Here is a 13,672-nt window from a genome sequence, read left to right as displayed (position 1 = left end):
CAACCACTCAACGCCGGACATGGGATGGATTTATAGGTTGCCGAAGCTCCGATGTCCAGCTTGAGCGTCGATTCGCAACATTGGATCGTTAAAGATGCAGGAAGATGCGCCGACGCTGGCCACTCTCGGAGCGCACGTCATCCCACCTCTTCCGTAGAGATGGGATGTATTGCTAGCCTGTCGCCGCGTAAGCCACCTCTTGGGGGACACCGATGTCACTGACCGACAAGGCCATCGACCGAATCAGAGATCTGATCCAGTCGGGTGAGCTGCCGCCGGGGAGCAAGCTGCCCCCCGAGCAGCAGTTGGCCGCCGAGTTGGGCCTGTCCCGCAACCTCATGCGGGAGGCGGTCAAGGCGCTGGTGGTCGCGCGGGTGCTGGAGATCCGGCGGGGCGACGGCACCTACGTGACCAGCCTGGAGCCCGAGGTGCTGCTCGGCAGCATCGCGTCCGCTGTGGAGTTGCTCCACGGCGACACGTTGTTGGAGCTCACCGAGGTGCGCCGGCTGTTCGAGCCGGTGGCGACCGGGTTGGCGGCCACGCGGATCAGCGACTCGGAGCTCGCCGTGGTCGAGAAGCACCTCGACGCGATGCGCGCCGCCCGCGACGACGTGGAGCTGCTCAACGAGCACGACGCCGCCTTCCACCGGGCCGTCGTCGCCGCCACCGGCAACGCGACGTTGACGACCCTGCTGGAAGGGATCTCCGGTCGCACGGTCCGCTCCAGGGTCTGGCGCGGGCTGGTCGACGACAACGCGGCGAGCCGCACGCTCGCCGAGCACGAAGCGATTTACAACGCACTGGTCGACCGTGACGCCACCGTCGCCCAGGCCGCTGCGCTGATGCACATCACCACTACCGAGCGGTGGTTGCGCGAGCACGTGGACCGGGACGGCTACAACCCAAGTCCAGGGGTGACGTCCCGTTCGATTCCGACTTCCCATGGCCGAGGAGATCTCCGATGAAGCTGTTGCGCGTGGGCCCGGCGGGCCAAGAGCGGCCCGCTGTCCTGGACGCCCACGGCGTCGCTTACGACCTGACCTCGTTGACGACCGACATCGACGGCGCGTTCCTGGCGGGCGACGGGGTCGAGCAGGTCCGGGCGGCCATGGCGGACGGCGTGCTGCCCGTGATCGACGTCAGCGGCATGCGTGTGGGTGCTCCCGTCGCCCGGCCCGGGAAGGTGGTGTGCGTCGGCCTGAACTACGCCGACCACGCCGCCGAGACCGCGACCCCGCCGCCGGCCGAGCCGGTGGTGTTCCTGAAAGCCTCGAACACGGTCGTGGGTCCCGACGACACGGTTCTCATCCCGCGCGGCAGCGCCAAGACCGATTACGAGATCGAACTCGCGGTCGTCATCGGTCGCACCGCGCGTTACCTGGACTCGCCGGAGGACGCCGACGACGTCATCGCGGGTTACGCCATCGCCGACGACGTCACCGAACGGGCCTACCAGCACGAGCGCGGTGGCACGTGGGACAAGGGCAAGTCCTGCGAGACGTTCAACCCGCTCGGGCCGTGGCTGGTGACCCCCGACGAGGTCGGCGACCCCCAGGCGTTGGGGATGAGGCTGCGCGTCAACGGCGAGCCGCGCCAGGACGGCCACACCAAGAACATGATCTTCGGTGTGCGTCACGTGGTGTGGTACCTCAGCCAGTTCATGGTGCTGGAGCCCGGTGATGTGATCAACACCGGCACCCCGGCCGGGGTCGCCTTCGGGGCCAACGACTTCCCGTACCTGCGCGCGGGTGACGTGGTCGAGCTCGAGATCGACGGGCTCGGGCGGCAGCGCCACGTCCTGGGCCAGGCGTGATGACCTCCGCGACCCGGCAGTGGTCCACCGAGCGGGTGCCGCTGGGCCGTTCCGACGTCACGGTGAGCCGTCTCGGCCTGGGCACCGCGCCGCTGGCCGGGCTGTTCTCGGCGGTGACCGAGGACGAGGCCGCTGCCGCTTTGGAGACGGCGTGGGCCGCCGGGATCCGCTACTTCGACACCGCACCCCACTACGGCGCCGGTCTGGCGGAACGGCGCCTCGGCGCGTTCCTGGCCTCCCGACCCCGGGCGGAGTTCACGGTGTCGACGAAGGTCGGTCGGCTGCTGGTGCCCGGCGACACGGCACCCGGCGACGAGGGCTTCCACGGCGAGCCGGGCCTGGTGCGGGTGCGGGACTACAGCGCCGACGGCGTCTACCGCAGTCTCGCGGAGAGCCTGGAGCGTTCCGGTCTCGACTCCTTCGACGTGGTGCTGATCCACGACCCCGACGACCACTGGGAGGACGCGGTCACCGGCGCGTACCCGGCGCTGGCCCGGTTGCGCGCGGAGGGCGCGGTGCGGGCGATCGGTGCGGGCATGAACCAGACCGCGATGCTCACCCGGTTCGTCACCGAGACCGACCTCGACTGCGTGCTCGTCGCGGGCCGGTACTCCCTGCTGGACCGCGGCGCCGCAGACGAACTGCTGCCGCTGTGCGCGCAGCGCGACGTTGGCGTGCTGGTCGGGGGCGTCTTCAACAGCGGCATCCTCGCCGACCCGACCGCCCACGCCACCTACGACTACGCACCTGCCCCGGACGACGTCCGACGGCGAGCAGTGGCCTTGGCCGAGCGCTGCGCCGCGCACGGCGTACCGCTGGCCGCCGCCGCGCTGCGCTTCCCGTTGCGGCACCCGGCGGTGACCGGTGTCGTCGTCGGCGCACGGAACGCGCGTGAAGTCGCCGACAACACCGCCCACGCCACCACCGACATCCCCGAGGCGCTGTGGGCGGAACTCGACGCGCTGGAGCAGGAGTGAGCGCAGTGATCAGGATCGACGCCCACCACCACCTCTGGAACCTCTCCGCCCGGCCGCAGGACTGGCTCGACGAGCCCGCCCTGGAGCCGATCCGGCGTGACTTCGGCCCGGCGGAGCTGCGCGCGGTGACCCAACGGGCCGGCGTGGACGCCACCGTGCTGGTCCAGGTGCTCCCCGACGTCGAGGAAACGGCGGAGTTCCTGGCCCTGGCCGATTCCTTCGACCTCGTCGCGGGCGTCGTCGGGTGGGTCGACCTCACCGCGCCCGACGTCGCCGAGCAGCTGGACCGGCTGCGCCGCGGACCCGGCGGCGACCGGCTCACAGGTGTCCGGCACCTGGTGCAGTCCGAACCCGACCCGGACTGGCTGGTGCGCCCCGATGTGCTGGCGGGGTTGCGCGCGGTGCGCGATGCCGGGCTCGTCTACGACGTGCTGACCCGGCCGCACCAGCTCCCGGCGGCGTTGGAGGCCGTGCGAGCGGTGCCGGACATGGTGTTCGTGCTGGACCACCTGTCCAAACCGGACATCGCCGGTCAGGAGGTCGAACCCTGGGCGACCCGCCTGGCGGAGCTGGCCGCCGAACCGAACGTGGTGGCCAAAGTGTCCGGTCTCGTCACCGAGGCGGACTGGTCGCGGTGGACCGCGGCCGACCTGCGGCCCTACGTCGACATCGCGCTGGAGGCGTTCGGCCCGGATCGGCTCATGGTCGGCTCCGACTGGCCGGTCTGCCTGCTGGCCGCCGACTACGAACGGGTGTTCGCCACCGCCGCCGAACTCCTCGACGGCTGTTCCACTGCGGAACGGGACCAGGTCTTCGGCGGCACGGCCGCCCGCGTCTACGGAGTGAGGACCGGCTGATGCGCACCGTGCGACTGGCTTATGGCGAGACAGGGCTGGACCTGCGGGTCGACCCGGCGGTGACGACCGTGGTCACGCCCAAGCATCACCGGGCCACCGAAGCGCCGCGGGAGGTTCTGCGCCGGGCGTTGCGCGCGCCGGTCGCGGGTCCGCCGCTGCGCGAGCGCGTGCGCCCCGGCCAGACCGTGGCCATCTCCGCCTGCGACGGGACGCGCCCCCAGCCCCGGGAGCTGATGGTCCCGGTGATCCTGGAGGAGCTGGACGGCCTGGTCGACCTCGACGACGTCGTGGTGCTGGTCGCCACGGGGACGCACCGGGGCAACACGGAGGCCGAGTTGCGCCGGATGTTCGGTGACGAGGTGGTGGACTCGGTGCGGATCGTCAACCACGATGCCCGCGACCGCGGCAGCCTGACGTGGATGGGGGAGTTCGGCGCGGACGTGCCCGTGTGGCTGAACAGCGAGTGGGTCGCCGCGGACGTGCGCATCACGACCGGTTTCGTGGAGCCGCACTTCTTCGCCGGGTTCTCGGGCGGCCCGAAGCTCGTCGCGCCGGGCCTGGCCGCGCTGGAGACGGTCCTGGTCCTGCACGACGCGCGCCGCATCGGCGACCCGCGGGCGACGTGGGGGATCGTCGAGGGCAACCCCGTGCACGACGACGTGCGCGCCATCGCCGACGCCACCGGCGTGACGTTCGGCTTCGACGTGGTCCTCAACCAGGACAAGCAGGTCGTCGCCGCGTTCGGCGGTGACCTGCTCGCGATGCACGCCGAGGCCGTGCGCACCGCCCGCGAGGTCGCCATGCGGCCGGTGCCGCAGCTCTACGACGTGGTGGTGACCACCAACTCCGGCTACCCGCTCGACCAGAACCTCTACCAGTCGGTGAAGGGCATGTCGGCCGCCTACCAGGTGGTCAGGCCGGGCGGGGTGATCGTGTGCGCGGCCGAGTGCCGCGACGGCTTCCCCGACCACGGCTCCTACCGCGAGGTGCTCGCCTCCGCCGACTCGCCGGCGGCGCTGTTCGCGGAGATCTCCGCTCGGTCGACCACCGTGCCCGACCAGTGGCAGGTCCAGATCCAGGCACGCATCCAGGCCGACTGCCGGGTCGTCATGCACACCTCCCACCTCAGCGACGCCGAGCTGGCGACCGCGCACCTGCGGCAGACCGCGGACATCTCGGCCACCGTCGCCGAAGCTCTCGCCGAGGCCGGTCCCGACGCCCGGCTGTGCGTGCTGCCCGAAGGCCCGCAGACGATCCCCTACGTGGAAGGGTCGGACCGGTGAACGGGACGATCCTGGTCTGCCTGGACAAGTTCCGCGGCTCCCTCACCGCCGAACAGGCTTGCGCACACGTCGTCGACGGCGTGACCGACGCGGGCGGGCACGCGGTGGCGATGCCCGTCGCGGACGGCGGCGAGGGCACCGTGGCGGCACTGGTGCGCGCCGGCTACGACGAGGTGCGCGTGGAGGTCACCGGCCCCACGGGCGAGCCGGTGCACGCCGCGTTCGCCGTGCGCGACGGACGGGCCGTGATCGAACTGGCCCAGGCCAGCGGGTTGGACGTGCTGCCCGACGGCTGGCTCACACCGCTCACCGCCGACACCTACGGCACCGGTGAGCTGATCCGCGCCGCGCTCGACCACGGCTGCCGGGACATCGTGCTCGCCGTCGGCGGCAGTGCCACGACGGACGGCGGCGCGGGCCTGCTGCACGCGTTGGGCGCACGCATCACCGGCACCTTGGGCGGCCCCGTCGGCCCCGGCGGCGGCGCGTTGACGGCCGTGGCCCGCGTCGACCTGTCCGGGCTGGACCCGAGGCTGGCGCACGCGCGGGTGACCCTGGCCTCGGACGTGGACAACCCGCTGACCGGGCCGAACGGCGCCGCCGCGGTGTTCGCGCCGCAGAAGGGCGCCTCACCCCGGGACGTTGACTTGTTGGAGCGAGGGCTCCGCCGGTTCGCCACGGCCATGGCGGAGGCGATCGGACGGGATCTGAGCGCCGCACCCGGCGCGGGCGCGGCCGGTGGCACCGGCTTCGCGGCGTTGGCCGCCCTCAACGCCCGGCGGACGTCGGGGGCCGACTTCGTGCTGCGCGCGATCGGCGTCGAGGACGCCTTGCGGGACGCCTCGCTCGTCGTGGTCGGCGAAGGCCGGTTCGACGAGCAGAGCCTGCGGGGCAAGGCGCCGATCGGGGTGGCCGAGGCGGCACGGCGGCACGGCGTGCCCGTCGCCGTGGTCGCGGGCTCGGTCCAGCTCACCGCCGAACGGCTGCGAGAGGTCGGCGTGGTCGCCACCTGGTCGCTGCTCGAGCGCGCCGGTCACATCGACACCGCGATGAAACAGGCACCCGCGCTGCTTCGGGAGATCGGCGGCGAACTCCTCGCACACCCGGCCACCCTCACGAACGGAGCGCGCGCATGACCGGACCGGGCGCGGTCGACCTGGGGTTCGCCCGGGTCGACGTGGATCGCGAAGCGCGTCAAGGGCTGCCCGAGGTGGTCTACGGCAGCGGGAAGACGCCTGACCAGATCACCGGAATCGTTCGGACGTTGTTGCGGCACAACGACGGCCCTGTGCTGGCCACGCGCGTGGAGCCCGACGCGGCGGCCTCCGTGCTGGCCGCCGTGCCGGACGGCGTCTACGACCGCGACGCGCGCCTGCTCACCTGGCGTCCGGCCGAGTCGACCGGGTTCGGCGTGGTCGTGGCCGCGGCGGGCACGGCCGACCTGCCGGTCGCACGGGAGGCCGCCGCCGTCGCCACCGCCGTGGGACTCGACGTCACCACCGTCACCGACGTCGGCGTGGCCGGCCTGCACCGGCTGCTGGCCGAGCAGCACCGGCTGCGGGCCGCCGACACCGTCATCGTGGTCGCGGGCATGGAAGGCGCGCTGGCGAGCGCGGTCGGCGGTCTGGTCGCGTGCCCGGTGGTCGCCGTGCCCACCTCGACCGGTTACGGAGCCGGTCTGGAAGGCATCACCGCGCTGCTGGCGATGCACGCCTCCTGCGCGGCCGGCATCACCGTGGTCAACATCGACTCCGGGTTCGGCGCCGCGATGGCCGCGTTCCGGCTCGCCCGCGTGGCGGCGCGGAGGACGCCGTGAGCCGCGTCTGCGTGATCTCGCCGTTCACCGGGCTGGCCGGTGACATGCTGCTGGCCGCCCTGGTAGACGCGGGCGCACCCCTGGACGCGATCCGAGCGGCCGTCTCCGACACCGGCCTCACCGACTGGGACCTCACCGTCACCCCGGTGCTCACGCACGGCCTCACCGGCCGCAAGGCCGTCGTGTCGGTGACCGACGACGCCACGAGCCGCAAGGCGGGCGAGCTGATCGCCATGGCGGCCCGGGTGCGCGACCGTGCCGTCGCCGACACCGCGGTCGCCGCCCTGCGCGCCATCGCCGAGGTCGAAGGACGCCTGCACGGAGAAGACCCCGACCAGGTGCACCTGCACGAACTCGGCGGTCACGACACCCTCGTGGACGTCGTCGGCGTGGCCGCCGCCCTGCACGCCCTCGACGTGCGGACCGTGCACTGCGAGGCGTTGCCGATCGGCACCGGATCGGTCCGCACCGCGCACGGCGTGCTGCCGTGCCCGGCCCCCGCCACCTCGGCCCTGCTGCGCGGCGCACGCGTCGTCGGCACCACCCTGCCCGGCGAGACCGTGACGCCGACCGCCGCCGCGCTGCTGCTGGCGATCGGCGCGGACTACCAGCCCGCACCGGAGATGCGCCTGTCGACCACCGGCTACGGCGTGGGCACCAGGACGCTGCCCGACCGGCCCAACGTCGCGGTGGTCAGGCTCGGCGACCGCGAGCCCGCCGACGTCCGCGACCTGGTGGTGCTGGAGACCAACCTCGACGACGTCACCGGTGAAGTCCTCGGGTACGTCGTCTGCGCGCTGCTCGACTCCGGCGCGTTGGACAGCTGGATCACCCCCGCCACGATGAAGAAGGGCAGGCCGGCGCACGTGCTGCACGCGTTGGCGACACCGGAGGCCGCCGACGTGGTCGAGCGGCGGATGCTGGTCGAGACCGGCACTCTCGGCGTGCGGCGGACCGCCGTGCGGCGCACCGCCCTGCCCCGCACCACCGACACCACGCACGTCCAGGGGATCGAGGTGCGCCGCAAGCACGGACCCCACCACAGCAAGCCCGAGTACGACGACGCCGTCACCGTCGCCCGGCAGACCGGCCTGCCCCTGCGCACCGTGCTCGCCCTGGCCGCCGAAAGCCCCGAGGAGCACTGATGGACACCGGCACCACCGCCGCCCGACTCGTGGCGCACCTGACCGGCATCGGCCCGGTCGCCGTCGCCTTCTCCGGCGGCGTGGACTCCGCGCTCGTGCTCGCCGCCGCCACCCGCGCCCTGGGACCCGACGCGGTGCTCGCCGTCACCGCCGACTCCGCGAGCCTGGCCGCCGTCGAGCTGGCCGCCGCGGCCGGGTTCGCCGACCGCCTCGGCGTGCGGCACCTCACGCCCCCGACCGCCGAACTGGACAACCCCTCCTACGCCGCGAACGGCCGCGACCGCTGCTACTTCTGCAAGTCCACCGTCCTGGACACCATCACAGCGGTAGCGCGGGAGCACGGCGTGCACACGGTGGCGACCGGGGTCAACGCCGACGACGCGCACGACCCGTTCCGGCCCGGCATCCGCGCCGGCGACGAGATCGGCGTGCGCACCCCCTTGCGCGACCTCGGGATGACCAAGGCCGAAGTGCGCGCGGTGAGCCGCCTCTGGGCACTGTCCACCTGGGACAAACCGGCCATGCCCTGCCTGGCCAGCCGGGTACGCTACGGCGTGGCGATCACCCCCTCACGCCTGGCGCGGGTGGAACGCGCCGAGGCGGCGGTTCGGGCGTGGCTGGTGAGCGCGGGGACACCGAGCTGGAACCTGCGCGTGCGCGACCTGGGTGACGTGGGGCGAGTCGAACTCGACCCGGACCTGGTCGACCGGCCGGACATCGGCCCCGCTCTCACCGATGTCGTACGAGCGGCGGGGTTCGACGGCGTCGAACTGGCGGTGTTCCGGTCGGGCGCGCTCAACCACGAACCAATCCGGTGATCCCGGACGCCTCGATCGAAGGCTGACCCCTCCGCGCCCAGGTGCGCACGCAGGTTCGCGGCCGACTCCGGCTACACCCTGGGCGCAGGAGCGTTGTCCGATGGGACATCCGATGTCGCGTCATGCCGCTCCCGTTCAGGGGAAGCGGGGTTCGACAGGATCGTGCGCAGCCATGCCTCGGAGGTGTTGATGTGCACCATCGCACTCGCCTGCGCGAGCAGTTGGTCGCGTGAGCGCAGAGCCTGGTAGATCCCCTCGTGCTCGGCGAGCGTGATGTGCGCCGCGTTGCCTTCGATGAGCCCTCGCCACACCCTCGCCCGCACAGTGCGGCTGGACAGCCCTTCCAACAGTGAAGCCAGCGTCTCGTTCCCGGTGGCGGCGACGACGGTCCGGTGGAACGCGGTGTCGTACTGGATGAGCAGTTCGGCATCGTCCTGCGCGGCCCGCATGTCGTCCAGGATCTTGGCCAGCTCGTCCAGGTCTCTCTCCGGCATGCGAACCGCGGCCAGGCCAGTGGCCAACGGCTCGAGCAGCCTGCGGACCTCCATCACTTCCAACAACGTGTCATCCTGGAGCAACTCGACGGCCACACCCACGCCTTCCAGCAACAGCCGCGGCGCGAGGCTGGTGACGTAGGTGCCGTCGCCACGCCGCACGTCGAGCACACGAGCCGACTCCAGGACTTTCACCGCCTCTCGCACACCGCTGCGGGACAGGCCCATCTCCACCGCCAGTTGCGGCTCCGGTGGAAGGCGTGTGCCGGGCGGAAGCTCACCGGACTGAATCATGGAGCGGATCTTCGCGATCGCCTCGTCAGTTAGTGCCACAGGTGCTCCCTGGCTTGCCGCTGGTGGTTCCGGACATCATATCTTCGTGCGGCTACCGAACCTCGGGCGTTGACTGACGTGAGGCCTCCCGGTGCGATCGATGATCAAAGGTCTGATGTATGGTAGGTGCTGCGGAGTTGGCGAGGTGACTGCGAAGTTGTGCCGACCCGTCCGCCACCGCATTCCCGGACAGTCAGCACTGGAGGACCACGGGATGAACGCCATTCCTTCCCCGCTCGAGCCGGTCGCTTCGAGTCGACGCAGGCGCTTCGGCCAGGTCATCGGGCTGCGCCCCGAGCGTCGGGAGGAGTACCTGCGCCTGCATGCGGCGGTGTGGCCGGAGGTGGAAGCGGCGCTGGCCCGGGCGAACGTGCGCAACTACACGATCTTTGTCCACGACGACCTGTTGTTCGGGTACTTCGAGTACACCGGGGACGACTGGGAAGCAGACCTCGCCTCGATCGCCGAGGATCCGGCCACCCAGCGGTGGTGGACCCACACCGAGCCTTGCCAACGGCGCCTCACCGACGGTCCGGGCGGGCCCTGGACCGAGATGGTCGAGGTCTGGCACCTCGACTGAATCCCACCGGCCACGGGTGGCCACGACAACAGCGATCGGCACGGGACAGCAGACCGGATCGCAGCCGTGGGTTTGGAGAGCACAGACTGGTCGACCGGTGGAGCGTGGTCGCTGCCTAGCAGGATGTGCCGAAATCCCGGCCTTCCTCCGCACACCACGGACGATACGGCGCGCGCCGCTCGACTTGGATGAGCAGGCCGGCGCGCGGTCACCGAGGTGGGCCGCTTCGTCCCACATCTCGGTGACCGCGTCGCATGTGCCGTGCGGGCCCGTCCTCAGGCCGGCTGTCCGTGCACACGGCTTGTCCTGGTCATACGCTCACGAGTCGCCAGTGTTGGCTGGTGGTGCTGGTGTCCTGGTTCTGGACGATCGTCGCACCATCGGTGGTGACGCCGCCGTTGACGTCGAGCACCTTGCCGCTGCTGCGGCTGACCAGCTTCACGTAGCCGTCACCGACGTCGACGACTTGCCAGTGCTGGTTGGGGCCGCCGTGGTCGGGCCACTGCACGATGGCGGCTCCGTTCGCGGTCGATGCGCCGCTGACGTCGAGGACCTTGCCGCTGCGCCGGCTCACCACCTTGACGTAACCACTGCCCGCGTCCGCGAGGTCCCAGTGTTGGTTGGTGCCGCCGTTGTCCGGCCACTGGATGATCGCGGCTCCGTCCGCGGTCGACCCGCCGCTGACGTCGATGACCTTGCCACTGCGCCGATTGACCAGCTTCCGGTACACCGTGCCGCTGCCGTCGGAGACGGGGCGGGCGGCGATACCGCCGCAGTCGACCTCGCTGAGGATGGCGTCACCGCCGCCGACCGTGCTGGTGGCTTCCAGGCGTACGTACCGGGCGCTGACCGGCGTGAAGCGGGCGTGCTTGAGCGCCTTGGTCGCCGCCCACGTCCCGCTGGTCGCCTCGCGGAAGGTGGTGCCGTCGGTGCTGGTCAGCACGCGGTAGCCGGTGATGTTGCCGGTGGTGGTCACCGCGCCGGAGTTGTCGGTGTCCTGGCGGGGCAGGTAGGTCAGCGCGTCGATGTCGGAGTGCGTCGAGCCGAGGTCCATGGTGATCGACTGCGGCAGCCGTCCGCTGGACTGCCACAGGCTCTGGACGGCTCCTCCGGACCAGTCCAGGCGGCCGTCGATGGCGTTGATCGCGGTGCCGCTCGTCGCGGTGGCGGCGATGGGGGTGACCGGGTGGTGCAGCACGTCGGGCTGCGGGGGCAGCGGTGGTCGGGAGGTGTTCGGCGACCACATGGTGCCGACCTGTCGCAGGGTGTCCACGATGTGCGAGTCGAGCTTGCCTGCCTGGTTGGGCATGCAGTTGAGCAGGAACGAGCAGTAGCGGGCTTCCAGCGTCTTGATGTGCCGGTTGGCGATGTCGTCCGGGCTCATGGTCGGTGAGTCCGCCGTGGACCCGTACTGGGAGCCTCGCGGGTGCCAGAACCACCCGGTGCCGACGATGTTCTGCCCTTGCACCGAGGCGTAGGTGTTGTCGGGTGGTGCCCAGATGCCCTTGGGCTCCTCGAAGTAGATCAGGTCGTTCTGCCACGGTTCGGTCTGCCCGTTGTGGTCGACGATCAGGCAGTTCGGTTGCAGCGTCTTCACGTGCTCCCGGATCTCCTGGTACGGCACCGCCCGATGGCCCATCTGCCAGGCCCAGCCGTCGATGATCAGCACCGGGATCTCGCCGTACCAGGTCAGCAGTTCGGTGAGCTGGTTCTTGACGAAGTCGATGTCGGCGCGCGTGACGGACCCGTCGGCGACTCCCCGCGTGCGGTCCCAGATGGAGAAGTAGAAGCAGGGCTTGAGGCCCTGCGCGCGGAACGCGTCGACGTACTCGCGGACGACGTCGCGCGGGGTCGAGCTGTTCATGACGTTGTAGCCGGTCTGCTCGGTCGGCCACAGGCAGAAGCCGTCGTGGTGCTTGGTGGTCAACGCCGCCCACGACATGCCCGCCGCTTTCGCGGTCGCCGCCCACTGCGCGCAGTCCAGCGCGGTCGGGGCGAACAACCGGGGGTTGAGGTTGGGGGAGGCCCATTCCTCGTCGCTGTAGGTCGCCATGTTGTAGTGGATGAACATGCCGAAGCGCATGTCGACGAAGGCCTGCTGGAGGCTCTGCAGGTTCCCAGCCGCCTGCGCGCTGATCGAGTCGACGGCCGCACCGCCGTACGGCGCTGCGGCGGCACCGGCCGAGAAAGCGAGCGGCCCCACTGCGGCGGCTCCTGCGGCCACGGCGATGTTCCGCAGAACGGTGCGACGGTCCAGCCGCGCTGCCGGGTCTTCACTCACGGTCGCCTCCTGACGGGCTGACGAGCTGACCAATGTTCGAGGAACATATGATGTCTGTTACATCCAGGTCAAGACTGTGCATGCGGAAGCATCGAATGGACTGACATCATCCGTCGGTTGGTAACTTCATGTAACCGTTCGGGTACGGAATCGTCTGATGTATCGTTGTACTTGTCGCTGGCGTATACCGCGATGTTCGCGGTGGGTCAAGCTCTGGGGCTCCCGAGATCTGCTAGACCACCGGTGGTGACACGTCCACGAGCCCAGGCGGACGCCGGGGGCGGCGGGCTTCGGCCGGCCCGATGACGAGTGGCAGTCCGTACGCGGTTCGCGGCGAGCCGGCGGGGTAGTCGTCGCGTAATACTGCGGCCGGTGTGCACGGTGTCAAGGTGGGCGTTTTGGCGAATCTTGACTCCCGGCCCGTTCCAGGGCCTCATGCACACCGCCTGTCCGACGCTGTGGCCGGCACCTGATCGGCACTGGCGTCGACGCGCCCTTCGACGTCCGGCTGTGGTATCCGGGAACCTCCACAGGCCGAACGACCATGTCCGTGACGTCGCCCGTGCTGGCCTGGTCAGCTGTCGGGTTCCGCGTGATCGGTGCTTCTCTTCGCTGACCGCAGCGTACCTTTGTCACTGTCATTGATAAAGACTCCTCCTGGCTCGTAACGTGCCCTGGCACGGGCATCCGGTCGTGCTCGCGGCGGCCGGTGTGTCGCCCGTGCTGGCGCCGCAGGTCGAAGGCTTGCCGGAGGTCGTGTACTGGGGCGCGGACGTCGGCCCGCTCGGCGTGGACGAACTCGACCCGCTCGGGAAGTTCGCCTTCCCCGGCAACCAGGCGGTCACTCTCGGGCGGCTGGTCGGCAACTGGGCGCAGACCGGCACCGAGGTGACGGCCACGAACGTCTTGTGGAACGGCAACCTCGCGTCGGGCGGCTCGACTTCGGATGAAGTTCAACGGCTCGTTCAGCGGTCAGAACACCGATCCCACCGCGTTCACCGTCAGCGGCCAGTCCTGCACCAACGGCTGAGTCGCCACCTCGCCCCGGCCCATCAGTCAGCCCGCCGACTGCCGGGTCCGGGGCCGGTACCGCCCACCTGTGAGAGGAACCGGCTCGCCGGCCGGACGACCGTCCGACCGGCAGCGGGCGAACCGGGTCCGGCGGAACCGAGGGGCTCCTGGTCGCAGTGTCGGTTCCGGGCCGACTGCTGCGTCACCGGGTGTCTTGCGCACCGCGCCGGTAGGTGTGGCGCGTGACGTGCGCCCGACGCGTTC

General features: G+C 70.9%; 13 protein-coding genes. 11 read left to right on the top strand and 2 right to left on the bottom strand.

All coding sequences use genetic code 11. The features are described 5' to 3' along the window. The first annotated feature begins 212 nt into the window (after positions 1–212). The 9 genes from LZG04_RS27770 to larE are packed head-to-tail and all read left to right on the top strand — an operon-like array spanning position 213 to position 8,709. Complete coding sequence (locus tag LZG04_RS27770; RefSeq protein WP_233822241.1) at positions 213–965, top strand: FadR/GntR family transcriptional regulator; 753 nt, start codon at positions 213–215, stop codon at positions 963–965. Beyond that, positions 962–1,813, top strand: a complete 852-nt coding sequence (locus tag LZG04_RS27765) for a fumarylacetoacetate hydrolase family protein (protein WP_233822239.1) — start codon at positions 962–964, stop codon at positions 1,811–1,813. Before LZG04_RS27770 ends, LZG04_RS27765 begins: the two co-directional genes overlap by 4 nt. Beyond that, positions 1,813–2,790, top strand: a complete 978-nt coding sequence (locus LZG04_RS27760) for an aldo/keto reductase (RefSeq protein WP_233822237.1) — start codon at positions 1,813–1,815, stop codon at positions 2,788–2,790. The genes LZG04_RS27765 and LZG04_RS27760 overlap by 1 nt, the downstream gene beginning before the upstream one ends. Next, positions 2,787–3,647: an amidohydrolase gene (locus LZG04_RS27755; RefSeq protein ID WP_233822235.1), complete on the top strand. Its 861-nt coding sequence runs from the start codon at positions 2,787–2,789 to the stop codon at positions 3,645–3,647. Before LZG04_RS27760 ends, LZG04_RS27755 begins: the two co-directional genes overlap by 4 nt. Next, a complete protein-coding gene (larA, locus tag LZG04_RS27750) occupies positions 3,647–4,930 on the top strand; it encodes a nickel-dependent lactate racemase (RefSeq protein ID WP_233822233.1) in 1,284 nt (427 codons plus the stop codon). The genes LZG04_RS27755 and larA overlap by 1 nt, the downstream gene beginning before the upstream one ends. Next, positions 4,927–6,066 carry a glycerate kinase gene (locus LZG04_RS27745; RefSeq protein ID WP_233822231.1) on the top strand — a complete coding sequence of 380 codons (1,140 nt, stop codon included), beginning with the start codon at positions 4,927–4,929 and terminating at the stop codon, positions 6,064–6,066. Before larA ends, LZG04_RS27745 begins: the two co-directional genes overlap by 4 nt. Beyond that, positions 6,063–6,746 (top strand): nickel pincer cofactor biosynthesis protein LarB, encoded by a 684-nt coding sequence (gene larB / locus LZG04_RS27740; protein WP_233822229.1) that lies wholly within the window; start codon positions 6,063–6,065, stop codon positions 6,744–6,746. The genes LZG04_RS27745 and larB overlap by 4 nt, the downstream gene beginning before the upstream one ends. Next, positions 6,743–7,891 carry a nickel pincer cofactor biosynthesis protein LarC gene (larC, locus tag LZG04_RS27735; RefSeq protein ID WP_233822227.1) on the top strand — a complete coding sequence of 383 codons (1,149 nt, stop codon included), beginning with the start codon at positions 6,743–6,745 and terminating at the stop codon, positions 7,889–7,891. The genes larB and larC overlap by 4 nt, the downstream gene beginning before the upstream one ends. Next, the gene (larE, locus tag LZG04_RS27730; protein WP_233822225.1) at positions 7,891–8,709 is read left to right on the top strand and encodes an ATP-dependent sacrificial sulfur transferase LarE; all 819 of its coding nucleotides are present in this window, start codon (positions 7,891–7,893) and stop codon (positions 8,707–8,709) included. The genes larC and larE overlap by 1 nt, the downstream gene beginning before the upstream one ends. Before the next feature lie 71 nt (positions 8,710–8,780). Here the strand turns inward: larE and LZG04_RS27725 are convergent, their stop codons facing one another. Next, positions 8,781–9,536: a FadR/GntR family transcriptional regulator gene (locus LZG04_RS27725; RefSeq protein WP_233822223.1), complete on the bottom strand. Its 756-nt coding sequence runs from the start codon at positions 9,534–9,536 to the stop codon at positions 8,781–8,783. Positions 9,537–9,681: 145 nt separating this feature from the next. Between LZG04_RS27725 and LZG04_RS27720 the strand changes: the two genes are divergently transcribed. Continuing rightward, a complete protein-coding gene (locus LZG04_RS27720; protein ID WP_233822221.1) occupies positions 9,682–10,116 on the top strand; it encodes an L-rhamnose mutarotase in 435 nt (144 codons plus the stop codon). A 310-nt stretch (positions 10,117–10,426) separates the two neighbouring features. Here LZG04_RS27720 and LZG04_RS27715 read toward each other — a convergent pair whose 3' ends face one another. Next, entirely contained in the window at positions 10,427–12,319 is a 1,893-nt protein-coding gene (locus LZG04_RS27715; RefSeq protein WP_233822219.1) for an RICIN domain-containing protein, read from the bottom strand. Positions 12,320–13,066: 747 nt separating this feature from the next. Between LZG04_RS27715 and LZG04_RS43105 the strand changes: the two genes are divergently transcribed. Continuing rightward, positions 13,067–13,654 (top strand): cellulose binding domain-containing protein, encoded by a 588-nt coding sequence (locus LZG04_RS43105; RefSeq protein WP_374202898.1) that lies wholly within the window; start codon positions 13,067–13,069, stop codon positions 13,652–13,654. The last annotated feature ends 18 nt before the right edge of the window (positions 13,655–13,672 follow it).

Source organism: Saccharothrix sp. S26 (assembly GCF_021390395.1).
In the GTDB taxonomy this organism is placed as follows: Bacteria; Actinomycetota; Actinomycetes; order Mycobacteriales; family Pseudonocardiaceae; genus Actinosynnema.
Note: the sequence above shows the minus strand (reverse complement) of the source record. Positions and strands in the feature narration are given on the sequence as shown.